Source organism: Arthrobacter sp. NPDC057388 (genome assembly GCF_042668165.1).
In the GTDB taxonomy this organism is placed as follows: domain Bacteria; phylum Actinomycetota; class Actinomycetes; order Actinomycetales; family Micrococcaceae; genus Arthrobacter.
In genome coordinates this window covers 1-22108 of record NZ_JBHVBL010000046.1, presented here as the reverse complement: position 1 = coordinate 22108, position 22108 = coordinate 1, and the positions used below count along the sequence as shown (strand labels likewise).

27 protein-coding genes and 1 pseudogene are annotated in these 22108 nt (G+C 66.6%); 14 read left to right on the top strand and 14 right to left on the bottom strand.

Features of this window, described 5'->3' with window-relative positions; translation table 11 throughout:
• Nucleotides 1-58: 58 nt before the first annotated feature.
• Entirely contained in the window at nucleotides 59-1864 is a 1806-nt protein-coding gene (locus tag ACFUTU_RS17865; RefSeq protein WP_377966661.1) for a glycoside hydrolase family 15 protein, read from the bottom strand.
• A gap of 147 nt (nucleotides 1865-2011) precedes the next feature.
• Here ACFUTU_RS17865 and ACFUTU_RS17860 point away from each other — a divergent pair, with 147 nt between their 5' ends.
• From ACFUTU_RS17860 to ACFUTU_RS17850, 3 genes are read left to right on the top strand one after another with little or no spacing between them, the layout of a single operon-like run.
• Nucleotides 2012-2746 (top strand): ANTAR domain-containing protein, encoded by a 735-nt coding sequence (locus tag ACFUTU_RS17860; RefSeq protein WP_377966659.1) that lies wholly within the window; start codon nucleotides 2012-2014, stop codon nucleotides 2744-2746.
• Nucleotides 2747-2756: 10 nt separating this feature from the next.
• The gene (locus tag ACFUTU_RS17855; RefSeq protein WP_377966657.1) at nucleotides 2757-3491 is read left to right on the top strand and encodes a DUF72 domain-containing protein; all 735 of its coding nucleotides are present in this window, start codon (nucleotides 2757-2759) and stop codon (nucleotides 3489-3491) included.
• Nucleotides 3492-3543: 52 nt separating this feature from the next.
• Nucleotides 3544-4617: an App1 family protein gene (locus tag ACFUTU_RS17850; RefSeq protein ID WP_377966655.1), complete on the top strand. Its 1074-nt coding sequence runs from the start codon at nucleotides 3544-3546 to the stop codon at nucleotides 4615-4617.
• A 37-nt stretch (nucleotides 4618-4654) separates the two neighbouring features.
• Here ACFUTU_RS17850 and ACFUTU_RS17845 read toward each other — a convergent pair whose 3' ends face one another.
• Nucleotides 4655-6241, bottom strand: a complete 1587-nt coding sequence (locus ACFUTU_RS17845; RefSeq protein ID WP_377966653.1) for a GH1 family beta-glucosidase — start codon at nucleotides 6239-6241, stop codon at nucleotides 4655-4657.
• An 86-nt stretch (nucleotides 6242-6327) separates the two neighbouring features.
• Nucleotides 6328-6516: a hypothetical protein gene (locus ACFUTU_RS17840; protein WP_377966689.1), complete on the bottom strand. Its 189-nt coding sequence runs from the start codon at nucleotides 6514-6516 to the stop codon at nucleotides 6328-6330.
• 118 nt (nucleotides 6517-6634) lie between these two features.
• Between ACFUTU_RS17840 and ACFUTU_RS17835 the strand changes: the two genes are divergently transcribed.
• On the top strand, nucleotides 6635-8143 hold the full coding sequence (locus tag ACFUTU_RS17835) for an AAA family ATPase (RefSeq protein WP_377966651.1): 1509 nt from the start codon (nucleotides 6635-6637) through the stop codon (nucleotides 8141-8143).
• Nucleotides 8144-8222: 79 nt separating this feature from the next.
• On the opposite strand, the gene ACFUTU_RS17830 is transcribed toward ACFUTU_RS17835, so the two are convergent.
• The 3 genes from ACFUTU_RS17830 to ACFUTU_RS17820 all read right to left on the bottom strand — a co-directional run bounded on the left by ACFUTU_RS17830 (nucleotide 8223) and on the right by ACFUTU_RS17820 (nucleotide 9527).
• Nucleotides 8223-8612, bottom strand: coding sequence for a hypothetical protein (locus ACFUTU_RS17830; protein ID WP_377966649.1), 390 nt, complete (start codon nucleotides 8610-8612; stop codon nucleotides 8223-8225).
• 33 nt (nucleotides 8613-8645) lie between these two features.
• Nucleotides 8646-8999: a J domain-containing protein gene (locus tag ACFUTU_RS17825; protein WP_377966647.1), complete on the bottom strand. Its 354-nt coding sequence runs from the start codon at nucleotides 8997-8999 to the stop codon at nucleotides 8646-8648.
• A 105-nt stretch (nucleotides 9000-9104) separates the two neighbouring features.
• Complete coding sequence (locus ACFUTU_RS17820; RefSeq protein WP_377966687.1) at nucleotides 9105-9527, bottom strand: Hsp20/alpha crystallin family protein; 423 nt, start codon at nucleotides 9525-9527, stop codon at nucleotides 9105-9107.
• A gap of 130 nt (nucleotides 9528-9657) precedes the next feature.
• Here ACFUTU_RS17820 and ACFUTU_RS17815 point away from each other — a divergent pair, with 130 nt between their 5' ends.
• Nucleotides 9658-10020 carry a MerR family transcriptional regulator gene (locus tag ACFUTU_RS17815; protein WP_377966645.1) on the top strand — a complete coding sequence of 121 codons (363 nt, stop codon included), beginning with the start codon at nucleotides 9658-9660 and terminating at the stop codon, nucleotides 10018-10020.
• Here the strand turns inward: ACFUTU_RS17815 and ACFUTU_RS17810 are convergent.
• Together ACFUTU_RS17810 and ACFUTU_RS17805 are read right to left on the bottom strand one after the other, a co-directional pair.
• Nucleotides 10017-10328: an MmcQ/YjbR family DNA-binding protein gene (locus ACFUTU_RS17810; RefSeq protein ID WP_377966643.1), complete on the bottom strand. Its 312-nt coding sequence runs from the start codon at nucleotides 10326-10328 to the stop codon at nucleotides 10017-10019. The genes ACFUTU_RS17815 and ACFUTU_RS17810 overlap by 4 nt on opposite strands.
• A 2-nt stretch (nucleotides 10329-10330) precedes the next feature.
• Nucleotides 10331-11107, bottom strand: coding sequence for a phosphatase PAP2 family protein (locus ACFUTU_RS17805; RefSeq protein WP_377966641.1), 777 nt, complete (start codon nucleotides 11105-11107; stop codon nucleotides 10331-10333).
• Between the two features lie 122 nt (nucleotides 11108-11229).
• On the opposite strand from ACFUTU_RS17805, the gene ACFUTU_RS17800 reads away from it, so the two are divergent.
• The 3 genes from ACFUTU_RS17800 to ACFUTU_RS17790 all read left to right on the top strand — a co-directional run bounded on the left by ACFUTU_RS17800 (nucleotide 11230) and on the right by ACFUTU_RS17790 (nucleotide 13526).
• Nucleotides 11230-11484: a hypothetical protein gene (locus ACFUTU_RS17800; RefSeq protein ID WP_377966639.1), complete on the top strand. Its 255-nt coding sequence runs from the start codon at nucleotides 11230-11232 to the stop codon at nucleotides 11482-11484.
• Between the two features lie 122 nt (nucleotides 11485-11606).
• The gene (locus tag ACFUTU_RS17795) at nucleotides 11607-11804 is read left to right on the top strand and encodes a hypothetical protein (protein ID WP_076800319.1); all 198 of its coding nucleotides are present in this window, start codon (nucleotides 11607-11609) and stop codon (nucleotides 11802-11804) included.
• A 135-nt stretch (nucleotides 11805-11939) separates the two neighbouring features.
• Nucleotides 11940-13526 (top strand): alkaline phosphatase D family protein, encoded by a 1587-nt coding sequence (locus tag ACFUTU_RS17790; protein WP_377966637.1) that lies wholly within the window; start codon nucleotides 11940-11942, stop codon nucleotides 13524-13526.
• Between the two features lie 63 nt (nucleotides 13527-13589).
• On the opposite strand, the gene ACFUTU_RS17785 is transcribed toward ACFUTU_RS17790, so the two are convergent.
• Nucleotides 13590-14462 carry an NAD-dependent epimerase/dehydratase family protein gene (locus ACFUTU_RS17785; protein ID WP_377966635.1) on the bottom strand — a complete coding sequence of 291 codons (873 nt, stop codon included), beginning with the start codon at nucleotides 14460-14462 and terminating at the stop codon, nucleotides 13590-13592.
• 290 nt (nucleotides 14463-14752) lie between these two features.
• On the opposite strand from ACFUTU_RS17785, the gene ACFUTU_RS17780 reads away from it, so the two are divergent.
• The gene (locus tag ACFUTU_RS17780; protein WP_377966685.1) at nucleotides 14753-15496 is read left to right on the top strand and encodes a GAF and ANTAR domain-containing protein; all 744 of its coding nucleotides are present in this window, start codon (nucleotides 14753-14755) and stop codon (nucleotides 15494-15496) included.
• 31 nt (nucleotides 15497-15527) lie between these two features.
• Here the strand turns inward: ACFUTU_RS17780 and ACFUTU_RS17775 are convergent, their stop codons facing one another.
• Nucleotides 15528-16028 carry an Hsp20/alpha crystallin family protein gene (locus tag ACFUTU_RS17775; protein WP_377966633.1) on the bottom strand — a complete coding sequence of 167 codons (501 nt, stop codon included), beginning with the start codon at nucleotides 16026-16028 and terminating at the stop codon, nucleotides 15528-15530.
• Between the two features lie 418 nt (nucleotides 16029-16446).
• Here ACFUTU_RS17775 and ACFUTU_RS17770 point away from each other — a divergent pair, with 418 nt between their 5' ends.
• Nucleotides 16447-16905, top strand: a complete 459-nt coding sequence (locus ACFUTU_RS17770) for a hypothetical protein (RefSeq protein WP_377966631.1) — start codon at nucleotides 16447-16449, stop codon at nucleotides 16903-16905.
• A 46-nt stretch (nucleotides 16906-16951) separates the two neighbouring features.
• Here the strand turns inward: ACFUTU_RS17770 and ACFUTU_RS17765 are convergent, their stop codons facing one another.
• Nucleotides 16952-17566, bottom strand: coding sequence for a TetR/AcrR family transcriptional regulator (locus ACFUTU_RS17765; protein ID WP_377966630.1), 615 nt, complete (start codon nucleotides 17564-17566; stop codon nucleotides 16952-16954).
• Between the two features lie 139 nt (nucleotides 17567-17705).
• Here ACFUTU_RS17765 and ACFUTU_RS17760 point away from each other — a divergent pair, with 139 nt between their 5' ends.
• From ACFUTU_RS17760 to ACFUTU_RS17750, 3 genes are all read left to right on the top strand, one after another.
• Nucleotides 17706-17942 carry a hypothetical protein gene (locus ACFUTU_RS17760; protein WP_377966628.1) on the top strand — a complete coding sequence of 79 codons (237 nt, stop codon included), beginning with the start codon at nucleotides 17706-17708 and terminating at the stop codon, nucleotides 17940-17942.
• 265 nt (nucleotides 17943-18207) lie between these two features.
• Entirely contained in the window at nucleotides 18208-18681 is a 474-nt protein-coding gene (locus ACFUTU_RS17755; protein ID WP_377966626.1) for a sensor histidine kinase, read from the top strand.
• A gap of 92 nt (nucleotides 18682-18773) precedes the next feature.
• On the top strand, nucleotides 18774-19439 hold the full coding sequence (locus ACFUTU_RS17750) for a nucleoside/nucleotide kinase family protein (RefSeq protein ID WP_377966624.1): 666 nt from the start codon (nucleotides 18774-18776) through the stop codon (nucleotides 19437-19439).
• 14 nt (nucleotides 19440-19453) lie between these two features.
• Here ACFUTU_RS17750 and ACFUTU_RS17745 read toward each other — a convergent pair whose 3' ends face one another.
• From ACFUTU_RS17745 to ACFUTU_RS17735, 3 genes and pseudogenes are all read right to left on the bottom strand, one after another.
• The gene (locus tag ACFUTU_RS17745; RefSeq protein ID WP_377966622.1) at nucleotides 19454-19699 is read right to left on the bottom strand and encodes a hypothetical protein; all 246 of its coding nucleotides are present in this window, start codon (nucleotides 19697-19699) and stop codon (nucleotides 19454-19456) included.
• A gap of 41 nt (nucleotides 19700-19740) precedes the next feature.
• Nucleotides 19741-19926, bottom strand: a complete 186-nt coding sequence (locus ACFUTU_RS17740) for a hypothetical protein (protein WP_377966620.1) — start codon at nucleotides 19924-19926, stop codon at nucleotides 19741-19743.
• Nucleotides 19923-20969, bottom strand: a pseudogene (locus ACFUTU_RS17735) (LLM class flavin-dependent oxidoreductase). The gene ACFUTU_RS17740 and the pseudogene ACFUTU_RS17735 overlap by 4 nt, the downstream one beginning before the upstream one ends.
• A gap of 142 nt (nucleotides 20970-21111) precedes the next feature.
• Between ACFUTU_RS17735 and ACFUTU_RS17730 the strand changes: the two are divergent.
• Nucleotides 21112-21948, top strand: a complete 837-nt coding sequence (locus ACFUTU_RS17730) for an alpha/beta fold hydrolase (protein WP_377966618.1) — start codon at nucleotides 21112-21114, stop codon at nucleotides 21946-21948.
• Nucleotides 21949-22108: the final 160 nt, after the last annotated feature.

Below are 22108 nucleotides of genomic sequence, written 5' to 3'. Positions count from 1 at the left end.
TTCGCCGTTCGGCGAGGTGTTAGTAAGTATACTTACCTAACGAGGTAGGTGAGCGACATCACCCGGTACGGGCCTTTGAGGGGAGGGGCTTGTCGCTGCGGCGGGGGCGGCGCTGGTTCAGTTCCAAGGCGCTGGTCACGAGCGCGAAATGGCTGAAGGCCTGCGGGGTGTTCCCCAGGTGCCGGGCGCTCTGGACGCCCCATTCCTCACTCAGCAGGCCGACGTCGTTGCGCAGCGACAGCAGCCGCTCGAACAGTTCGGTCGCCTCCCTGCGCCTGCCGGCTCCCAGCAGCGCCTCCACCAGCCAGAAGGAACAGGCGAGGAACACCCCCTCATCCCCCGGCAGGCCGTCGTCGCTGGCCTGGGGCCTGTACCTGAGCACGAACCCGTCCTCCGTCAGCTCTCGCTGGATGGCATCGATGGTGCCGATCACTCGGGGATCGTCGGCCGGGAGGAATCCCACCCGGGGAATGAGGAGGAGGCTGGCATCAAGTTCGGGCCGGCCGTAGCTCTGGGTAAAAGTGTTCCGGCCGGGGTCAAAACCCTTTTCCATGACTTCGTCATGGATGGTGTCGCGGAGCGCCTCCCAGCGGTCAGCCGGGCCCGGAAGGCCCGAATCCCGGACCCCCTTGACCATCCGGTCCGCAGCTACCCACGCCATCACTTTGGAATGCGTGAAGTGGCGCCGTGGGCCGCGCATCTCCCACAGCCCGTTGTCCGGCTGATCCCAGGCGCCTTCGAGGTATTCCATCAGCGCCACCTGGACGTCCCACGCCTCGTCCGTGTGCTTCAGCAGTGAGTTGCGGGTGAGGGCAAGGCAGTCCAGCACCTCGCCCCACACGTCCAGCTGCAACTGGCCCGCGGCCGCGTTGCCCACCCGGACCGGCGCGGATTTCTCGTAGCCGGACAGCCAGGGCAGCTCCAGCTCGGGCAGCCGGCGTTCGCCGTGGATTCCGTACATGATCTGCAGGTCGGCCGGGTCACCTGCCACGGCCCGCAGCAGCCAGTCCCGCCAGGCGGCCGCCTCGGAGGTGTAGCCCGCGGCCAGCAACGCCTGCAGTGTCAGGGTGGCGTCCCGGAGCCAGCAGAAGCGGTAGTCCCAGTTCCGCGGCCCGCCCAGCTGCTCAGGCAGCGACGTGGTCACGGCTGCCACGATCCCTCCCGTGGGCGCGTAGGTCAACGCCTTGAGCGTGATCAGCGAGCGCTGCACGGCGTCCTTGTACGGCCCGGACACTTTGCACTTGTCCGTCCATTCGCGCCAGAACCGTTCGGTGGAATCCAGGACTTCCTCGGCGTCCACGGACCGCGGCCGCCGGACGTGGCTCGGTGCCCAGGTCAGCACGAACGGCACCCGCTCGCCGGCCTTCACCGTGAAGTCACTGACGGTGTGCATGCGTTCGCCGCGCAGCGGCGCTGTGGTGACCAGATAGGCGGAATCCGGGCCGGCGATGGCGTGGAGTCCATGGCTGTCCCGGCGCACCCACGGCATGATGTGGCCATAGTCGAAGCGCAGAGCCAGTTCGCTGCGCATCCGGACGTGGCCGTGCAGGCCCACGACGATCCGCACGATGTCCGCCACCTCGTCGCGGGGCGGCATGAAGTCGATGACCCGGACAGCGCCGTCGTCGGTTTCCCATTCCGTTTCGAGGATGAGCGTGTGCCGGCGGTAGCGGCGGCGGGTGCATCCTCCTCCCCCGGCAGGGGCCAGGAGCCAGCGGCCGGCCTCAGGGGTGTCCAGCAGCGCATTGAAGCAGGCCGGTGAATCGAAGCGCGGCAGGCACAGCCAGTCAATTGAACCTTCAGTACTGACCAGGGCGCCCGTGTGCAGGTCCCCCACCACCGCATAATCTTCGATGCGTACCATGCCCTTACAGTGCCACAGCTGACCCCGGCGCACGAGGGGTAGCCGGGTGTAGCCTGATCGTAGGCGGAGCGGCCGCCGGAGCCCTGTCCAATGAGCTTGCCAGCCATTCCGGTTCTGCCGGTCTGGCAGGCGGAAGTGGAGCCTTGCGTGGATAGTCGCCTGAACGAAGCGGATGTGGTGGGGCGCGTCCAGGACATGCTGCTGGATACCCAGGATGTCCAGGACTTCCTGGAGGAGCTGGCACGGTTCTCCGCGGAGAACATGTCTGGCCCGCGCGGCCGGATCTATTGCGGCATCACGCTCCTGAGGCACCGGTCGGCGGCCACCGTGGCCAGCAGCGGTGAGCACGCCAGGGCACTGGACGAACTCCAGTACCAGTTCGGCGACGGCCCCTGCCTGCGGTCCTGCCGGGAGGGCGTCGTGGTCCACGTTCCGGACTTCGAGCTGGACACGGAGTTTCCGGAGTACAACGACACCGTGCTGAAGAACGGCATCCGGTCGGTCCTGGCGGTGCCTTTCGAACTTCCCGGCGATGACGCCCGGGCGGGGCTCAACCTGTACTCCGAGAAGCCCAACGTCTTTGACGCCGCCACAGTGGACCGGGCAGTCAACTACGTGCGGCAGGCCTCCAAGGGGCTGCGGCTCGCGGTGCTCCTCGCACAGCGCAACGAAAACGCCGCCAACCTGAGGCGGGCGATGGAGTCACGGACCATCATCGACATGGCCGTGGGGATCATCATTGCGCAGAACCGCTGCAGCCAGGAGGACGCCATCAACCTCATCAAGTCGGCTTCAAGCACGCGCAACCTGAAGCTGCGTGACGTCGCTGCGGCCGTCGTTGAGTCCGCCGGCGGCGGCACCGTGACAACCCACTTCGAGTGACGTCCGCCCCGTGAAGACCCACATCGGCACCTCCGGCTGGAGCTACGACCACTGGGAGAACGTACTGTACCCGCCGGGGCTTCCCACCCGGGACCGGCTGCAGCACTACGTGGCGGAGTTCAGCACGGTGGAGCTGAACGCCAGCTTCTACCGCTGGCCGCGGGATACTACGTTCGCCGGCTGGCGGACCCGGCTGCCCGCCGGTTTTGCCCTGTCCGTCAAAGCTCCACGCGGACTCACCCACGGCAAGAAGCTCTACGCCCCGGAAGTCTGGATCGAACGGATCTCGCGGTGCTGGCACGAGCTTGGCGACAAGCGGGCGGTGCTGCTGGTCCAGCTGCCTCCGGACATGGTGCGGGATGACGCGCGGCTGGACTATTTCCTCGGTGCCGTTCCGGACTGGATCAGGGTGGCGGTCGAGTTCCGGCATCCCAGCTGGGAGCAGCCGGAGGTCTACGGGCTGCTGGAGCGGCACCGGGCTGCGTACACCGTCATGAGCGGCGCCAACCTGCCCTGCAACCTGGAGGCCACCGCCCCGTTCGTCTATGTCAGGCTGCACGGCCCGGACCACCAGCACCTGTACGGCGGCTCCTACTCCGACGCGGACCTGCACTGGTGGGCGGACAGGATCCGTGAGTGGCGCGGCTCCGGCCGGGAAGTCTTCGCCTATTTCAATAACGACGGCGGCGGCAACGCCGTGCGCAATGCGGCCACGCTGCGGGGGATGCTGGGAGACGCCGAGTAACAGAGTGCGGGCCGGCAGCCCATGGTCCGCCGCCCTGTGGCAGAGTGAAGCCATGGACATGCCGTCACAGGAATCACCGCTGGCAGGGACGAGTTTGTCAGGGACCCGGGTCTTCCGCCTGGCCCACCGGCTCTCGGACGCGATCAACACCTCGCGCCTCAAGCTCGCCCGCCGCTGGAAGTTCGAACCAAAGACGATCGCCTACCAGGGGTACGGCTCCACGGAGTGGGTCCGCGTCCTGGGCCGGGTGGTGCTGGCCAGCAAGCCCGTGCCGGGCAGCCGCGCCGACCATGCCGCCCGGAACGGCACCCAGAACGTGCGTGGCTGGCGCGCCTTCACCAGCGTCCCCATCCCTGGCTCGGAGGTGGAGATCGAGATCGGCGGAACTGTCACCAAGGTGAAGGCCGACCGCGGCGGCCTCGTGGACATCGATATCCCGGTATCCCTTTCCCCGGGCTGGCACACGGCCATCCTGCGGTCCGCCGGCACCGAGCCGGTGGAAGCCAGCATCTTTGTGATCTCCCCGGACACCAGGTTCGGCATCGTCTCCGACATCGACGACACCGTCATGGTGACGGCACTGCCGCGGCCCTTCCTGGCGCTGTGGAACACTTTCGTGCTGAGCGAGCGCGCCAGGATGGCCACCCCGGGCATGGCCGTGCTGCTGGACCGGCTCACCGTGGAACACCCCGACGCGCCCGTCATCTATCTTTCGACGGGCCCGTGGAACGCGGCGCCCACCCTCGCACGCTTCCTGACCCGGAACATGTATCCGGCCGGCCCGCTGCTGCTCACGGACTGGGGCCTGACCCAGGACCGCTGGTTCCGCAGCGGGCAGGAACACAAGCGCCGCAACCTGGAACGGCTGGCCGCGGAGTTCCCGCACATGCGCTGGCTCCTGATTGGCGACAACGGCCAGCACGACGAGCAGATCTACTCCCAGTTCACCCAGCACAACGCTGACAAGGTGGCAGCCATCGCCATTCGGCAGCTGTCCGTGAGCGAGGCCGTCTTCGCCGGCGGACACTCCGAAGACGGGGACCACAGCGCCTCGACGGTGCCGTGGATCTACTCCCCCGACGGGGCGGGCATCGCCCGCCAGCTCAGGGAGCTCGAACTCCTCTAGCTCCCCCGCGTGGGTGCCTCCCGCTTAGGTGACCGGCTTAGGTGACCGGCCCGCCGCCGGGCGTTCCGCCGTCGGACATCCCGATGTCTGTCAGCATTCCGTCAGTCGTCAGCATTCCATCTGTCGCAGCGTCTTCCGGCCCGGCAGCGGCAGCGGCGACGGCGGCATCCGCCGAGGCGGCCAGCCTGCGTTCCTCCTGGAGTTCCTGGAACCAGTAGAACGAGGCCTTCGGTGTACGCTCCTGCGTCTCGAAATCCACGTGCACCAGGCCGAACGGCTGCTTGTAGCCGCCCGACCATTCGAAGTTGTCCATGAACGTCCAGACGTAGTAGCCGCGCAGGTCGATCTTCTCAGCCTCGCCGCCGGGGGCCGTCGCGCGGAGGGCGGTGCCCAGGTGGTCGGAAAGATAGCGCAGCCGCCGTTCGTCGGGGATGAAGGTCCGGTTGGTGGACTTGTCGCGGACCTTGACGTCCACGAAGCTCGCCCCGCCCTCCGTGATGATCACCGGCGGAAGGTTCGGGTACCGCTCGGCCATCTCCTTCAGTGCCACGGCCATGTACTCGGGCTTCACGGGCCACCCGTAGGCAGTGGTTTCAGTGTCCGGCCAGGGTTCGATATGCAGCGGCGCGCCCGGCGTGGCGTCCTTGAGGTCATCCCCCATCGCCTCTGCCATGGCCGCCGGAACAGGACTGTCCCCGCCGCCGGCAGCCACCCGGGTGGGCATGTAGTAGTTCATGCCGTAGAAATCCAGCGGCTGGGAAATGATGGCCATATCCTCATCCGGATGGTCGAAGGACGAGAAGAACTTTCCGAGGCGGATCAGGTCCGGATACTTCCCGGTGAGCACCGGGTCGGCGTACAGCCGGTTCTGTGCCACATCCATGGCCCCGGCACTGATCCAGTCGAGGGGGTTGCCGGAATTGGGCACCACCGGCGAATACACGTTGGTCATGCCGATTTCGCCAGGCACCTTGGCCGCCCGCAGGGCCTGCAGGGCGAGGCCGTGGCCCAGCAGCTGGTGATGCACCGTAGGCAGTCCGTTGGCGAAGTCCGCCTTCCCGGGGGAATGGATGCCCAGGGCATATCCGTTCGTGGTCACGGTGGCGGGCTCGTTGATGGTCACCCAGCGTGCCACCCGGTCCCCGAATGCGGCGGCGGCGATGGCGGCGAACTCCCCCAGACGGTACGCGGTGTCACGGTTGAGCCAGCCGCCGTCCTCGTCAAGGGCCAACGGTGTGTCCCAGTGGTAGAGCGTGACCATCGGGGATATTCCATTGGCCAGCAGCTCATCCAGCAGCCGGTCATAGAAGTCCAGGCCGGCCCGGTTCACCGCTCCCCGGCCGTCCGGCTGGATCCTCGGCCACGACAGCGAGAACCGGTAGGAATCGACGCCCAGTTCCTTCATGAGGGCCACGTCCTGCGGCATGCGGTGGTAGTGGTCGCAGGCGACCACTGGGCTGTGGCCGTCCACGATCGTTCCGGGCTTGGCGGCGAAGACATCCCAGCCGGCGGGGCCGCGGCCGTCCTCGTCGAGCGCCCCTTCGATCTGGAAGGCGGCTGTGGCCACCCCCAGGGTGAATCCGGTGGGAACCATGGCGGCCAACTCTTTGGCGGAAGGATGCATCGCTGGACCTCTGTAACGTTGTAAACGGCCGGGGCCGAACCTTCAGATTGCCGGATTCTATCGCTCAGGGCGCCGTGGTGACCGGATTAACTGTTGCCCGCATTAACTGCTGCCGGATTGATCACGGAAATCACATTGCCTGCGGGGTCCTTGAACCACGCGATATCCGGGCCCATGCCGCGGGCGATTCCCTTGGCGTCCGTCGGCAGGTCGGCGTCGTCGTAGATTTTAGTCTGGACGCTGAAGCTGGAAAACGAACCCGTGGGCGCAAACATAGCCTTCTCCTTCGACGGCTCCGGTGCTTCCGCAGCCGGCGGGCTGCGGTACTTCCCAGAATGGCACAGCCCGGACCCGCTGACGAGGGTCCGGGCTGCCACTGGTAGGGTCTGCCCCATGGATGAAAAATTGGGGAAGTTCATCGACGATTTCGCGCAGCTGGTTCAGATCGCGCAGTCCGGACAGCACCGCGTGGAGTCCGGAAGGCAGCTGCTGACAACAATCACGGACCATCTGGCGGTGCCGGCCGAATCCCTCGCGGTGGTGGTGGAGGAGGTGCCCGCGCACCGGTTCGTGGACGCCGACATCCTGATGGCCGAACTTGCCGCCGAGGACGAGCAGTTCAGGCTCGTGGGCGTCGGCGGCGGGGACCAGCGCCACCACCAGTCCCTGAGCGACATGCTGCAGCACTCGCAGTTCTTCCCGCAATTTCCGTTGTCCCAGCCCGACTACATCAACCTTGCCGTAGGTCCGGATGAGCAGCGGCAGGCCGTGGCGCTGGGGCTGTGGCTGTTCAGGCACGCTGGTCGTCCCGTGGCCGTCCTCCAGCGGGACGCCGCTCCGCGCTACGGACGGCAGACGGCATGCCTCGAGGTCCTGGCTGCCGACTCGAGGTACGCGGCGGACTTCCTGGCCGAGTTCCGCCGGCGGATGCAGCGCGGCAGCGTCCTGAAAGGACAGGTCATCTCCCTGGTCATGGGCGAGTACGGACCCAGCAGCGGCGGCGTGACGTTCCACGCCCGGCCCGGCCTCAACGCCTCCGACGTCATCCTGCCCCAGGGGCTGCTCGGGAAGGTGGCCGACCACGCTTTGGGCATCGCCGCCCACCGCGAGTCGCTGAATGAGTACGGCCAGCACCTGAAGCGCGGCATCCTGCTGTACGGCCGGCCGGGGACCGGCAAGACCCACACCGTGCGGTACCTGCTGAGCCAGAGTCCCGGCATCACGGCGATCCTGCTGTCCGGCGGATCGTTGGCCAGGATTTCCGAGGCGGCGGCCATGGCCCGGGCGCTCCAGCCGTCGATCGTTGTGCTGGAGGACTGCGACCTGATTGCCGAGGACCGGAGCTTCGGCCACGGACCGCAGCCGCTGCTGTTCGAGGTGCTGGATGCCATGGACGGCCTGGACCATGACGCCGACGTCGCGTTTGTCCTCACCACCAACCGCGTGGACATGCTGGAGCGGGCCCTCGCCCAGCGCCCCGGACGCGTGGATCTGGCCGTGGACATTCCACTCCCGGCCCTGAACGAACGCATCGGACTGGTGACCCTGTATGCGCGCGGCGTTCCGTTCAGCGCGGATGCGGTCCGCGACGCCGCCGCACGCACCGAGGGAACCACGGCCTCGTTCGCGCGGGAACTGGTCCGCCGGGCCGTCGTACGTGCCGCACTGGGCGGCGAGCCCGTACAGGACCGCCACCTGCTGGACGCCGTGGAAGAACTGATGGCCGACGGCGAGGCCCTCACCAGAAGTTTGCTGGGCAGCGGCCCCGCCGGCGGCGGGGACGAACCGGGCGGCGTCGGCGGGCCAGGCTTCCCCCGCCCCGGGTTTGGCGGGCCGGGTGTCCCCGGACCCGGAATCTACGGGCCGGCCTCCGGTACCGCGGGCTTCGCCGGCCCGGTTTAGAACGCGCCCCGCCCCAGGACACGGGCGGGTTAGTCCAAAGGCTGCGGCCAGTCCACAGGCCTGCCAGTCCACACTTGGCTCAGTCCACGAGCGGCGGCGGGCCGAAGAGGAATTCGTTGGCGTGGGCCACTGCCTTGCGGAAAGCATCGTTCCGCAGGGCCACCAGGTTGGCGGAACTGTCCTCGCCGGGTTCCACGAACTGTGTAAGACCCGGGCGAAGCACCCAGATGTCCCCCGCGGGCGGCAAATAGAACACGCCGAACGAACGGTGCTGGTGGTCGTCGTCGGACCAGATGGGCACCACCGCCAGGGCGGCGCCGGTGGTGGGATTGATCCACTGTGCGCGGGGCAACGGCTCCTCGTGGGCCTCGGGATCCAGGAAGGGCGCTGTGCCCTTGCCCCAGCGCTGTTCGAAGCGCTCGTGGAAGGCCGGGATCAGGTGGGAGTCGTAGCGGCGCCAATCACTCATGGCTGTGGTTCTCCTCTGATACTCAGATCGGGTTCAGGCCCACGGTCCGCGCTCCCACCGCACCGGCGTAACGCGCAGCGGCGGTTCCCGGTGCCGGACCACGCGGACGGGAATGTCCTGTCCTTTGCTGCCGGTTTGTTGGCCACCGGCGGGTCCGGCGGCAGCCGCGGCAAGGACCTCACGGTCGTAGGCCGCACGGCGCTTGGGGTCCCGGAGCACATGGAAGGCCTGCATGACGAGTTGCAGTTCGGCCGGCACGGCTTCACCGCTGGCAACATCAGGATGGTGGCGGCGCATCAGCGCGCGGTAGGCGCGGGCGATTTCCTGCTGTGACGCTGCGTGCTGAACCTGCAGCACCGCATAGTAATCCGGCGAGGGGCCGGGCATCGCAGAAGCCTGGTTGCACTTGACGGAATTTGATGGTCGCGGCCGGGGCCGCTGCGGGCATCCGTCCGGAAGCCCGGAGCCAGCCCCGGCCAGCGCGGCGGCCGGCTACGTCCCGATCTGGTGCAGCTGGCCCTTGCTTTCGATTTCGATCTTGCGTGGCTTTGCCTGCTCGGCAACCGGGATCCGCAGCGTCAGCACGCCAAGGTCGTAGCTGGCCTTGATGTTGTCCGCGTCCAGGGTGTCGCCAAGAATGACTTGGCGGCTGAAGACACCGCGAGGCCGCTCGGAAACCACGAGCTCAACATTGGGCTGCGTGGCGTCCCGGCGCTCCGCCCGGACGGTGAGGACGTTCCGTTCGACGTTCAGGTCAACGGCGTCCGGCGAGATCCCGGGCAAGTCGAACGCCACCACAAACTCCCCGTCTTCCTGCCACGCGTCCATCGGCATGGCCGCCGGACGGGCTGCTGTTCCGAAGACCTGCTGTGTGAGCCGGTCCAGCTCACGGAACGGGTCAGTACGGATTAGCATCATTTCCCACTCCCTTCAGCATGTAGGTTGCCTACCCACCCATTTATTTGTGGTTGTGGATATAGATTTTTTATAGCACCAGTGACAAACTTGGGCAAGAGGAAATCAGGAAATCCGGACGGGGAATCACATGGGCAACCGGGACAGCGCCGGCCGCCGGCTGTACGGGATATCTGTGGTGGCGGAACTCGTGGGAACGGGCCAGCAGAACATCCGGCTCTATGAGCGCCGCGGCCTGCTGACCCCGGAAAGAACCGAGGGCGGCACCCGCCAGTACAGCGAAGCCGACCTTGCGGTCCTGCGCCGCATCGCCGAACTCCTGGACGAGGGGCTCAACCTCGCCGGCGTCGCGAAGGTCCTCGAATTGGAGATGGATAACGCCCGCCTGCGGCGGCAGCTGAAGCAGGCCCGCGCCCGCAGCGCCGCACATAACGACGGCGGCAACCCGTCAGTGCCGGCAGGCCAGGACGACGGCAGTTGGGACGGCGCCTAAGTTTGCAGCCGGCCACCGGCGAGCAGGAAGGAATCTTCGAGCAGTTCGGCGAGCTGGCCGCCGTCGACCCTTGAAAGCCGGACCAGGACCAGCTGGGGTGAGCGCTCATGGTGCGGCGTCCAGAAGTAGGTTTCCGGTTCCGTGCCGGCCAGAGCCTCGCGCTCCGCCGTCTTGACCGTAAGCACGTCCGGTTCCCAGATCCGGGCCATCAGGGTCTTCGCGAACCATGCCGGCTGGTTCCAGCTGACGCGCTCAGTCACGCCCGGCAGGGCAAGGCAGATGCTGCGGACATCGGCTTCGCTCGCCATGCTTACTCCTGGCTGTCCGCCTTGGAAAGCTCGCCCGTGACCTCTTCGCCGGGTATCCGGGCGGTGCGCCAGGTGTCCACGGCGATCACGGCCCCGAGGACCACCAGCGAAAGCGAGACGGAGGCCACGGCGTCGCTCACCCAGTGGTAGCCGAGGTACAGCCGGCTAACCGACGCCAGGATCACTCCGATGATGGCAAAGACAAAACCCACCACCGTTGTCTTGGGTTTCCGGTGGCGGGAAAAGACCAGGAAGGCCGTTATCAGCAGGAAGTCGGACGCACCCAGGACATGCCCGGAGGGAAAGGAAAAGGTGTGGTCCGCGCCGAACAGCATTTGGTCCACCGGAGGTCGTTGCCTGTCGACCGACCTGCCGATCAGCTGCGCCAGGCCCACGCCGGTCAACATTGCCGCCGCCAGCAGTATGGGCCGCCAGGCATGCTTCGCCAGAATGCCCCACGCCACCGTGACAACGAGGACGATGATGGGCAGCGCCACGGGGCCGAAAATGACAGCCAGGACAATCATCACCACGGTCAGCAGCTCCGTGCGCGTCGTCAGGAGCCATCTCCATGACGCTTCATCTGCGCTGGCCACCCCGTCGCGCTCCTGAACACCTGAAAGAGTCAGGAAAAAGACAGCCGCCCCCACAACGGCAAGGACTATTGCCGTCACGTAGAGGGCCTTCCTGGCGCCAGGTTCCATATAGCGTTCCTCCACCACAAACTTGTCGTGAAAGACCCGCCACCGGCCCTGCTTGCCCGCTGATTCTTCTGCCACCTGAAAGACCGCCTGTGCCCTGGGGAAATACTGTCTAGAAGTGAAATCCTAAGCCCCCTTACGGATGTCTTTCCCCGCTGTTACGGTAAAACTTCCAGCCCCACAAGGTCTCAGGAGATGACATGAGCACTGAAGGTACCGGCCAGGAAGACCAGCGCGGAACTTCACGGCAGACCGCTTCACCGCATACGCAGGGCGACGGCGTCCCGGACTCCGGCACCGGTGTCGCGGTGGGTGCAGGTGAGCCCAACACGTTCGAGCCGGAGGAGGGCAGAAACGGCGCGGACGCAAAAACGCCACGCGATGACCAGATTGCCACGGCGGAGGAAACCCCCGACGTGGAGGAAACGCCGGTGGACACCACCGAACCCAGCTAGTCGCTCAAGCCGGTGCCCGCCGGCAGAACCGATAGGCCCGTTCCGGTAGCCCTGTCCTGAAGGACGGGCGCGGTGGATAATTGGTTTCACATTGAAGTGGCGACGGGGCTACGGAGGCTGCCGTGAGGATCATCGGACTGCTTGTGGTCATCTGGCTCATCATCGGCGTTTTCGCCGCATTCCAGCGGGGCTACTTCGGCGGTTCCCCGGACTCCTGTACGGAGGCCGGAACCGTGGCGATCACCATCGCCGCCGGCCCGCTTAATTACATGGGAGCCAACCCCAAGCTGACCTGCGAAGTGCCGCAACCTTCCAAGTAGGACCAGCCGTCCAAGCGGGACCTGTCTTTCCCACGGCCCGTCCGGCCAGCGCTTCGCTTTGCGGGGCGTCGCCGTTCACCCGAGATTCACGCGCGCGTCCTCGCCTGTCAAGGCTGCCCCGCTAGGTTCGGGGCCATGGACATCACGCGCAGAACGCTCATCACCACCGGCCTTGGGGCCGGGCTCGTCGCCGCCCTGCCCGGCACCGCCGTCGCCGACCCCCGGAACGCAGAAGCAAGCCTTCCCGCCGATCCCTTCACCCTTGGCATCGCCTCCGGCGATCCCTGGCCGGACGGCTTCGTGCTCTGGACCCGGCTCGCGCTCAACCCGCTTGCCGAAGACGGGCTGGGCGGCATGCCCTCGCGCGTGGTCAGTGTGGCCTGGGAGGTGGCCGAGGACCCCGCGATGCGGAACGTGGTCCAGCGCGGCGTGGAGCAGGCCCTGCCGGAAAGCGCCCACTCGGTCCACGCGGAGCTGCGGGGACTGAAACCGGGACGCGAATACTTCTACCGTTTCCGCGCCGGCCGCCACATCAGCTCCGTCGGCCGCACCCTGACCAGCCCGGCTTGGTATGAGACGCCGTCCGCCCTGGCCATGTCCTTCGCCAGCTGCGCCCAGTACGAGCATGGATTCTTCACGGCCTACCGCCGCCTGGCGGAGGACCAGCCGGACCTGGTGCTGCACCTGGGCGACTACCAGTACGAATACAAGAAGGGCTCCTACGTGACCGGCGACGGAAACGTCCGCGACCACGAGGGCCCCGAGACGGTGACGCTGGAGAACTACCGCCAGCGCCATGCCCAGTACAAGGCCGACGACGACCTGCAGGCTGCGCATGCCGCCGCGCCATGGCTGGTGGTCTGGGATGACCACGAAGTGGATAACAACTGGGCTGACGAGGTGCCCGAGAACGCGGATCCGGCGCAGCTGAACGACACGGCGGCGGACTTTCGGAAGCGCCGGGCCGCCGCCTTCAAGGCGTACTACGAGAACATGCCGCTCCGGGCACCGTCCATGCCCTCCGGCGCGGACATGAAGATCTACCGCACCGTCCAGTGGGGCCAGCTCGCCAACTTCCACATGATGGACACGCGCCAGTACCGCGACGACCAGCTCGCCGGAGACGGCTGGCGGAAGAACGTCCAGGAGCGCCTGGCGGAAAACCGGACCATCACCGGCGCGGAGCAGGAGCAGTGGCTGCTGGACGGCTTCCGGAAGTCCCGGGCCCGCTGGGACCTTTTGGGCCAGCAGGTGTTCTTCGTTGAGCGGGACCGCAACCAGGCAGCCGACATCGACGATATGTCCATGGACGGCTGGGACGGCTACGCGTCCTCCCGCCGCCGGATCACCCAGGGCCGGGTGGACGCCGAGGTGCGCAACGCCGTCGTCCTCACCGGTGACGTCCACCGCAACTGGGCGAACGACATCAAGGTGGACTACAAGGATCCGGACGCACCCGTGGTCGGTTCGGAGCTGGTGTGCACATCGGTCACCTCCACGGGGAACGGAACGGGCTCTGTCACCGATCCCACCATGGCCTGGAACGGGCACCTGAAGTTCTACAACGACCAGCGCGGCTACGTCCGCACCACCATCACGAAGGATTCCCTGACAGCCGATTTCCGTGTGCTGGACTACGTCAACACGCCGGGATCGGCGGTCAGCACCAAGGCGTCCTTTCGGATCGACGACGGCGTGCCCGGCCTCCAGCCCCGCACCTAGTCACAGTCCACCGGCAAAGCGCGAACGTACATTTGTACGTTCGCGCCTATCCTCGAAGGGCGCTCAGTCCTCGGTGGGCGTGGTCCGGTTGGAGTGGTAGGTCCGCCAGCTGTGCTCGGGCGAGTAATCGAGCAGCCGTCTGGCCTTGTCGATGGACAGCATCGTCTCATGCTCGCCCAGTTCCTTCGTCACCCTGACCCGGGGGAACACCTCCGCCGCCAGGCTGGCACTGGAGCGGCTCATGACAGTGTCCTCGTTGGCGATGATGAAGGCCTCAAAACCCGGTGTGCGGTAGTCCAGGGCGCGCGCCACGGCCTGGGCGCCGTCCCGGGCGTCAATGTAGCCCCAGAGGTTCCACTTGCGCCGGGTGGCATCCGAGTCGAAAGACGGGAATTCCTCGTAGTCCTCCGGATCCATGACATTGGAGAAGCGGAGGCCGGTGATGCTCAGCTCCGGGTCCCATCGCGTCATCTGGATGGCCATCTGCTCCTCCAGGTGTTTCACGAGTGAGTATGTGCTCTCCGGCCGGGCCGGGTATTCCTCGTCCACCGGGATGTAGGGAGGGTCGACGTCGAACGGCAGTCCCAGCACCGTCTCACTGGAGGCGTACACGATTTTCTTGATGCCGGCCCTGCGGGCCGCCTGGAACACGTTGTACGTGGACAGCATGTTGTTCTCGAACGTAGCGGCGTCCGGCACCAGGCCGGGAGCCGGAATGGCGCCCAGGTGGACGACAGCGTCGAAGCCCCGGTGCCGGTCGTCCAGGCCGAGGATGACGTCGACGACCTGCCCGTAGTTGCGCAGGTCCACGGCGGCAAAGTGCGGGCTCCTGCTGCCGGCCCTGTCCAGATTGAGGACCGAATGCCCGTCCGCCATCAGCCTGCGGACCACGTTCCGTCCGAGCTTTCCGCTACCTCCCGTTACGGCAATTCTCATTTCGGCCTTCCTCACGTTGGTTGGCCGGCCCTGGCCCGGGGCGGCCGTCTTCCAGTGGTCCTGGCCGCTTTCGCTGCCCGGCACCTTCCCTCAGCCTAGGACCCCCGGCCGCGGCTCCGGTCATATTGTGTGCACGAACTGGTGTATATTTTCTCGGTACGGTTTAGCAGAAGGCCGTTGGATTGTTGTTCGATCCGGCACCTTGCTCGCTGCTATGCACCCCGGCCACGGGGTACCCGCACCGCGCCCGCCGGTTCGTCTTGACCCTAGCGAAACGGTACCGAAAGATCGTGGCCAGCGAGTCGACCGCAAAACCTGAAACCTCAATCACGGAGCACCTGAACGAGCTTGTGCTCACCAGCTCCGACGTGGGTGAATTCCTCCACGAGCTTGCCCGGATCTCGGCACGAAGCCTCTCGGAGCCCGGGGACGAGGTTCTTTGCGGCGTCACCCTGCTGCGGCACCGCAAGGCAGCAACCGTGGCGAGCAGCAGCCCTGAGGCGCAGGCCATGGACGAGATTCAGTACGATTTCGGCGACGGGCCCTGCATGACAGCATCGCGCGACCAGGTCACCATCCACATCACGGATCTCGAAAAGCACGACCGCTGGGACAGCTACGCCGAGAAGGTCCTCGGCCAGGGCGTCCGTTCGATCCTGGCCATTCCGTTCGTCCTCGAAGGCGAGACGCGGGCCGCCCTCAACCTGTACTCGCACCGGCCCGGCCGCTTTGAAGGCCGCGTCCTGGAACTGGCCCAGGACTTCGTCAACCAAACCTCAATGGCCCTGCGGCTTGCCGTGCGCTTCGCCCACTACAGCGACGCCGCCGCAAACCTCAAGGCCACCCTGGAAACCCGGACCGTGATCGACGTCGCCGTCGGTGTGATCATGGCGCAGAACCGGTGCAGCCAGGAGGAAGCCTTCGAGCTGCTCAAGGCAGCGTCCAGCACCCGCAACATCAAGTTGCACAGCGTGGCCACGTCAATCGTCGATTCACTCGGCCAGGGCCCGGCGAAAACCCACTACGAGGGCTGAGCTGCCGCGCCAGGAAACCGCGCCAGGAGACCTAGGGCCCGCCGAAGCTCTGGCCCTCGGGATCGCCGCCCATGGTCCTTGACTGCCCTTCCGTCCCTGCCCCGCCGGCACCGCCGGTTCCCGCACCGCGGGACACCCGGACTTTCCGTCCTCCGGCAGCAGGCTCCTCAGGCAGCGGAACCCGCACCTCAAGAACGCCGTCGTTGTAGGACGCGCGGATGTCGTCCTGGTTCACCGCGGCGGGCAGGCTGACTGTGCGCGAAAAAGCGCCGTAGCGGAACTCGGAGCGGTACCCTTCCTTGTCCTTGTGCTCCGACTTTTCCTCACGGCGCACGGTGATTTGCAGCTGGCTGCCGGCCAGGGTGATGTCGACGTCGCTGTCTGGATCGATGCCCGGCGCTTCTGCCTTTACCACCAGGGACCCCGCCTCGCGGTATTCCTCCACCCTGAGCCAGGCATCCAAATCCCCCTCCAGGAACCGGCGGAAAGGTTCCGGGATGTCCACGCCGGCACGCCTGAAAATGTTGGTCATCGCTGTTACCTCCTGTCAGCTTCCGGCCCCAATGCAGGATGCGGAGGACCGGAACGGGTCCCAACACCAACAAAGCTACGCCCTTGCCGAACGCTTGTTAAGGCGGTGATGAGTGCGTTCGGAAGTGGCAGGATATCGTCCCCCGGAGCAACCCGGAGGGCACCGAATCCTGAGAATTTCCCTATGAAAAGCCGGGATGATGCCGGGTCAATCCCCCAACGGGTCTCCTTAGGAGGTCTTTTCGCCGCCCGGAACCCCCCAATTTCCGTCCCGGACGTTCCCATCGAGGGGTCCTGCGCCGAGCTTTTCACAGGAGAGCTGCCGCACATTGGGACCATGCAAAGAAGCATGCCTTCAGCCAGCGCCGTGTTCCTGGCGGAAAACACCAACCTTCACGGAGGTCCCGATGGACGCTAGTGTGCCTTTCCCTGCCGAGCCTGAATGGCTGAAGACTGCCACCGGACCTGGGCAGTGCAGCCAGGAGGCGGCGGACGCGCTGGAGGCCTTCTGCAGCGACTCGCTGCGGTCCATCGACAGGACGGTGATGCGGGCCCAGGTCATTGAACTCATCCTGGACATCCTCGCCACCACGGACGTCCAGTCGGAGGCACGGCACCGCCTGCTGCAGCATCTGGCCTCGCACCCCGGGTCCCCCGAGCAGGCACTGCTGTGCCACCTGAGCGAAAATGCCTGCCTCCCGCAGGCAACAGGTCCCGGGAACCTGCCGGCGGCAACTGGGTCCGGCTACCTCCCGGCGGGTGGGGACTACCTTTCGCCCGGCGGCGACAGCTCCGGCGAAGGCGGCAGAGGCTCCAGTGAAGGATCGAAAGCGAAATGGGTGCCGGCTCCGCTGCGGAACCTGCTGCGGCGGGACTGAAAAGGCCGACGGCGGCCCCCACCGGCGCTGTCAGCTCCGGTGGTGCTCAATTCCGGTGGTGCTCAATCAGCCAGCCGGCCATCTGCTGCGCCCGTTTGGAAGCAAGGAAGTCCCCTTCGGTCGCGGAGATGATGGACCCCTTCATCAGGATGTGCCAGGAGCGGGCGAATTCGTCCGAACGTTCCAGTCCCGCTTCCTCGGCAAGGGCCTGGATGTGCCCGCGGATCCTGGCGAGATAGCCGATGCTCGCTTCGCCCAGGGGATGCTCGGGGCCCATCTCCAGGAGGACGTTTATGAAGGTGCATGCCTCGAAGTCATCCCGCTGGAACCAGTCACCGAAGACGTCGAAGATGGCCAGCAGGCGCCCTTCCGGAGTGGTTCCCCTGCGCCTGGCCTCGGAAACGATCAGGTCAACAGTCCACACCTGGTCGCGGAGTGCGAGGAACGCCAGAACCAGCGCATCCTTGGAGGGGAAGTGCCGGTAGAACGTGGATTTGGCCACTCCGGACCGCTCGATCAGCTCATTGATGCCGACATCGCGCACACCGCGGTGGGAAAAAAGCTCGTAGGCAGTGGCGAGGATCCGGTCCACTGGTTCACTATGGCCGGTACGCACCTCTTCAGGCAGCAAGGCATCCCCGGTTGCATCAGGAGCACTCATCAGAAATTCAGTGTACCTTGGCACTGGCAGAGACAGACCTGTCTGTCTTATTGTTTTAGGAACATGACACTTCATCTTGGGTGCAGTTGCAGCCCCAAACGGAGCGTCACTGCAATGGCGCAGAAACAGGAGGGTACTGATGGACGAAGACATCCGCGCGGTGGAAGAGGCCGTGGCGACGCTGGAATCCGCTGCTGTGGAGCACGACCCCGCAGCCGCAACCCTGCAGAACGCAGTCGCGGCGGCCGTAACCCACGGGAAGCCGATCCGCGAAGTAGCGGCGGCCGCACACATGACCGCCCTGGAGGTGCTCGACGCCGCCGACGCCGCTACCTATCCGCAGCAGGCGCTGCAGCCCTGGATGCTGGCCCCGTAGCTACCACTGCCCCGTAGCTACCACTGCACTGTAGCCACACCCTGCCGCATTGCCCAACACCGTGACTGCCCACCGCCGTCATTGCCCAACGCCGTAACTGCACGGCCCGGCGGATGCAGGACTCCTTGCGGAAACTTGATTGGATCCCGGGGTAAACCTGCGGCAAGCCTGATGGGCACGCGCCACCCTTAATGCATCAGCCCCTGGAGGAGCGATCCTTCAGGGAAAGCAGGCGAAAAGGGACCGCACGGAAGCGGGGGGCGTCATGAACCAGTCAGCAACTCTCGAGGAAGTCGTCGAAGTCGGCGGCGTCATCACCGACCGTCAGCCGGTGGACTTTCACCGGCTGGGGCTCGCCGGCTGCATCGACAGGCTCACGGTACCCCTGCGACGCCAGGGTACGTGCGTCCGCTGGGAGACACCCCAGCACGGCGTGGAGATCTCGTCCGACTGCGCCGCCCTGCTCTACCAGTCCGCGCAGGAGGCGCTGAGCAACACGTTCAAACATGCGCACGCCACGGATGTCACGGTCCGGCTCGCCTCCGTATTCCACGGGATCCGCCTCATGGTGGCCGATAACGGCACCGGCTTCGAACCGGTTCGCCCGGCGGTGGACGAAGTCAACGGACACGGCCTGCGAACTCTTTCAGAGGCCGTGCAGGAGGCAGGCGGGACGGTGGACATCAGCTCGGCTCCGGGCACCGGCACCGCCATCACCATCACCATTCCGCTGGACTGAGCTTCACCCGGCCCGGCCCCCGCATCCAAACGCCAGTCCGCCCCATTCAAGCGCAGTCCGGCATCGCACCAACCTCGCCTAGGATGCTGTGCATGACCCTTCCGAACGCCGAGCCCGAGGCCGTCCGGGCCTTCGATTCCGCGGAAATCCAGCAGGCCGTCGCCGAACTGCGCAGCCGGCTGGCTTCCGGCCGGCGGCTGCTGCTCGGTGTGGCCGGCTCCCCCGGCTCCGGCAAGTCCACGTTCTCGGCCTGCCTGGCCGGCGCCCTGGGCCCTGACTGCGCCCTCGTGGTGCCGATGGACGGCTTCCATCTGGGCAACGCGGTCATTGACGGCACTCCGCTGCGGCAGCGCAAGGGCGCACCGGACACGTTCGACGTCGGCGGTTACCTTTCGCTCCTCCAGCGGCTTGCGCGGCGGGACGAGGAGGTTGTGTATGCGCCGGACTTCCGGCGCGCGATCGATGAGCCCGTGGCCGCATCGCTTGCCGTGCCGGCCGCCGTTCCCATCATCATCACCGAGGGCAACTACCTGCTCAGCGACAATCCCCGCTGGCAACAGGTGCGGGCGCAGCTGGACGAGGTGTGGTTCATCGACACTCCACGGGACCTGCGGCTCGCCCGCCTGGTTGAACGGCACATGTTCTACGGCATGGACCGTGCCGCGGCAGAGGCCTGGGCCAACGGACCGGACGCCGCCAATGCCCGCCTGATCGAGGCCACCCGCTCCCGGGCCGACAGGGTTATCCCCTGGACTTAGCGCCGGGGTTTTAGCTACCTGCCCTCGGCATCCCACATGCCGGATTCGTCGGCCGCCTCTTCCGGCTTGTGCTGACCTTCCGGCGCTCCGCTGCCCACGTAGCTGGCCGGCACTGTTCCGCCCGGCTGCGTCATCTGCTCCTCGCGGATGTTGCTGGCTGTTCCGGCCTCGGGCCGGGGCTGCTCCTGCTCGACGGCGTCCGGGTCGCCGGGACCCCGAAGGTCACCGGGCTCTTCCGCATTGCGCTTGCTGTCGGTCATGCCACTGCCTCTCACTCGGAAAATGCCGGTCACGTCCCAGTCTAGGCACAGGGACTTGCTGGACCAGAGGCTATGCCCGCCGCAGGGAGCTTGCCAGCAGCCAGACCGTTCGGGTCGGCTTCACCGGGGTGCAGGGCACCGAAGCCAAGGGAAACCACGACGCCGGCCAGGAGCAGAAGCGCAGCCAGCCGGCCGCCGTCGTCATGCCGGTCAGCCGGGCCGGTCACGTCCGCTCCCGCACACCCTGCGGCGCCCAGCCCAGCGCCGGCGCCACGTGCCGGGCGATGATCCCGAGCAGCTTGGCGTTGTACTCCACGCCAAGCTGCTTGGGAACGGTGAGCAGGAGCGTGTCCGCGGCCTGCACGGCCGCGTCGGCGGCGAGTTCCCCGGCGATGGCGTCCGGCTCGCCAATATAGCTCTTGCCGAAGCGGGCCAGGGCGCCGTCAAGGGCGCCCACCTGGTCTCTGCCCTCACGGAGGGCGCTCAGTCCGAAGTACTGCCGGTCCTCATCGTCGGCCAGCGGCAGGACGCTGCGGCTGACCTAGACCCGGGGTTCACGGGCGTGCCCGGCCGCAGCCCAGGCCTCCCGGAACATGGCGATCTGCTCGGCCTGAAGCTCGTGGAACGGCACGCCGGTGTCCTCCGTCAGCAGGGTTGAGCTCATGAGGTTCATGCCCTGCTCTGCCGCCCAGACAGCCGTCTTCCGCGTCCCGGCACCCCACCAGATCCGGTCCGGCAGTCCGTCGGAGCGCGGCTGGACAGGCAGCAGGCCGGTAGCGCCACCGGCGTACCGCGGATCTGCCTCCACCACCCCCGCACCGGCGATCGCACGCCGGAACGCCGCGGCGTGCTGCCGGGCCATGTCCGCATCTGTTTCACCCTCCCGCGGGAGGTAGCCGAAGGCCCCCGCGCCGTTGCGTGCCGGCTCGGGTGAACCGCGGCTGATGCCGAGCTGGAGCCGGCCGCCGCTGATGAGATCCGTGGCCGCTGCCTCCTCGGCCATGTACAGCGGGTTCTCGTAGCGCATGTCGATGACAGCGGTGCCCAGTTCAATCCGGCTGGTGCGCGCCGCAGCGGCGGCAAGCAGCGGGAACGGCGAGGCCTGCTGGCGCGCAAAGTGGTGCACGCGGAAGAAGGCGCCGTCGATCCCCAGTTCCTCCGCGGCCACGGCCAGTTCAATCCCCTGCAGCAAAGCATCACGTGCCGTCCGGGTGCGGGAACCTTGCACCGGCCCCCAGTGGCCGAAGGACAGGAAGCCAATTCGTTTCATGCCCTGCACAACATCCCCGCCAGCGCTGTCATTCCTGCAGGCTACGCCCCGTGACTGGCCGCGCGCTCCGGCCCGCCATCCCGATAGGTTGGTAACACCGCTTGAGGACGCCCGTTCTCACGAGACCGAAGGGACTGCTGACATGGCTTTCATTACCGTTGGACAGGAAAACAGCACCGACATCGAGCTCTACTACGAAGACCACGGAACCGGACAGGCTGTTGTCCTCATCCACGGCTACCCCCTGGACGGGTCCTCCTGGGAGAAGCAGACTGCAGCCCTGCTGGACGCCGGCTACCGAGTCATCACGTACGACCGCCGCGGCTTTGGCAAGTCCAGCAAGCCCACCACCGGCTACGACTATGACACCTTCGCGGGTGACCTCAATACTGTCCTCACCACCCTGGACCTCAACGATGCCGTGCTGGTGGGCTTCTCCATGGGCACCGGTGAGGTGGCGCGGTACCTCTCCACGTTCGGATCGGGCCGCGTGGCGAAGGCCGCCTTCCTGGGATCCCTGGAACCGTACCTTCTGCAGACCGGCGACAACCCCACCGGAGTGCCGCAGTCCGTTTTCGACGGCTTGGCCGAGGCAGTCAAAGCGGACCGCTACGCCTTCTTCACGGAGTTCTTCAAGAACTTCTACAACAGCGACACCTTCCTGGGCACGCCGCGGCTCAGCGAAGAGTCCGTCCGCGCGAGCTGGAACCTGGCCGCAAGCTCCGGCGCGTTCGCTTCCGTGGCCGCCCAGCCCACCTGGATCACCGACTTCCGTTCCGACATCCCCAAGATCGACGTCCCGGCGCTGATCGTGCACGGCACGGCGGACAACATCCTGCCGATTGACTCCACCGGCCGGGAGTTCAGCAAGGCCCTGCCGGAGGCGGACTACGTGGAGATCGACGGCGCCCCGCACGGCCTGCTGTGGACCCACGGGCCAGAGGTCAACGAGGCGCTGCTCGCCTTCCTGCGGAAGTAGCCGGCACCACGCGAAGGCGCTGGTAGCCACGCCTGATCCACGCCATTGACGACCTGGGGCGGGACACCCAGCAGGGCCGCAGCAGCGGCGCGGGTGCCCCGCCCTCTTCTTCCGCCAGCACCGACTCAGGGCATCTGTCTATCAGGAGGTTCTCTCCATG

Bases quoted from the DNA above. Each gene is read 5' to 3' on its own strand.
- ACFUTU_RS17865 (WP_377966661.1), bottom strand. From the start codon at position 1,864: ATGGTACGCATCGAAGATTATGCGGTGGTGGGGGACCTGCACACGGGC.
- ACFUTU_RS17850 (WP_377966655.1), top strand. From the start codon at position 3,544: ATGGACATGCCGTCACAGGAATCACCGCTGGCAGGGACGAGTTTGTCA.
- ACFUTU_RS17845 (WP_377966653.1), bottom strand. From the start codon at position 6,241: ATGCATCCTTCCGCCAAAGAGTTGGCCGCCATGGTTCCCACCGGATTC.
- ACFUTU_RS17840 (WP_377966689.1), bottom strand. From the start codon at position 6,516: ATGTTTGCGCCCACGGGTTCGTTTTCCAGCTTCAGCGTCCAGACTAAA.
- ACFUTU_RS17835 (WP_377966651.1), top strand. From the start codon at position 6,635: ATGGATGAAAAATTGGGGAAGTTCATCGACGATTTCGCGCAGCTGGTT.
- ACFUTU_RS17830 (WP_377966649.1), bottom strand. From the start codon at position 8,612: ATGAGTGATTGGCGCCGCTACGACTCCCACCTGATCCCGGCCTTCCAC.
- ACFUTU_RS17825 (WP_377966647.1), bottom strand. From the start codon at position 8,999: ATGCCCGGCCCCTCGCCGGATTACTATGCGGTGCTGCAGGTTCAGCAC.
- ACFUTU_RS17820 (WP_377966687.1), bottom strand. From the start codon at position 9,527: ATGCTAATCCGTACTGACCCGTTCCGTGAGCTGGACCGGCTCACACAG.
- ACFUTU_RS17815 (WP_377966645.1), top strand. From the start codon at position 9,658: ATGGGCAACCGGGACAGCGCCGGCCGCCGGCTGTACGGGATATCTGTG.
- ACFUTU_RS17810 (WP_377966643.1), bottom strand. From the start codon at position 10,328: ATGGCGAGCGAAGCCGATGTCCGCAGCATCTGCCTTGCCCTGCCGGGC.
- ACFUTU_RS17800 (WP_377966639.1), top strand. From the start codon at position 11,230: ATGAGCACTGAAGGTACCGGCCAGGAAGACCAGCGCGGAACTTCACGG.
- ACFUTU_RS17790 (WP_377966637.1), top strand. From the start codon at position 11,940: ATGGACATCACGCGCAGAACGCTCATCACCACCGGCCTTGGGGCCGGG.
- ACFUTU_RS17785 (WP_377966635.1), bottom strand. From the start codon at position 14,462: ATGAGAATTGCCGTAACGGGAGGTAGCGGAAAGCTCGGACGGAACGTG.
- ACFUTU_RS17775 (WP_377966633.1), bottom strand. From the start codon at position 16,028: ATGACCAACATTTTCAGGCGTGCCGGCGTGGACATCCCGGAACCTTTC.
- ACFUTU_RS17765 (WP_377966630.1), bottom strand. From the start codon at position 17,566: ATGAGTGCTCCTGATGCAACCGGGGATGCCTTGCTGCCTGAAGAGGTG.
- ACFUTU_RS17760 (WP_377966628.1), top strand. From the start codon at position 17,706: ATGGACGAAGACATCCGCGCGGTGGAAGAGGCCGTGGCGACGCTGGAA.
- ACFUTU_RS17755 (WP_377966626.1), top strand. From the start codon at position 18,208: ATGAACCAGTCAGCAACTCTCGAGGAAGTCGTCGAAGTCGGCGGCGTC.
- ACFUTU_RS17750 (WP_377966624.1), top strand. From the start codon at position 18,774: ATGACCCTTCCGAACGCCGAGCCCGAGGCCGTCCGGGCCTTCGATTCC.
- ACFUTU_RS17745 (WP_377966622.1), bottom strand. From the start codon at position 19,699: ATGACCGACAGCAAGCGCAATGCGGAAGAGCCCGGTGACCTTCGGGGT.
- ACFUTU_RS17730 (WP_377966618.1), top strand. From the start codon at position 21,112: ATGGCTTTCATTACCGTTGGACAGGAAAACAGCACCGACATCGAGCTC.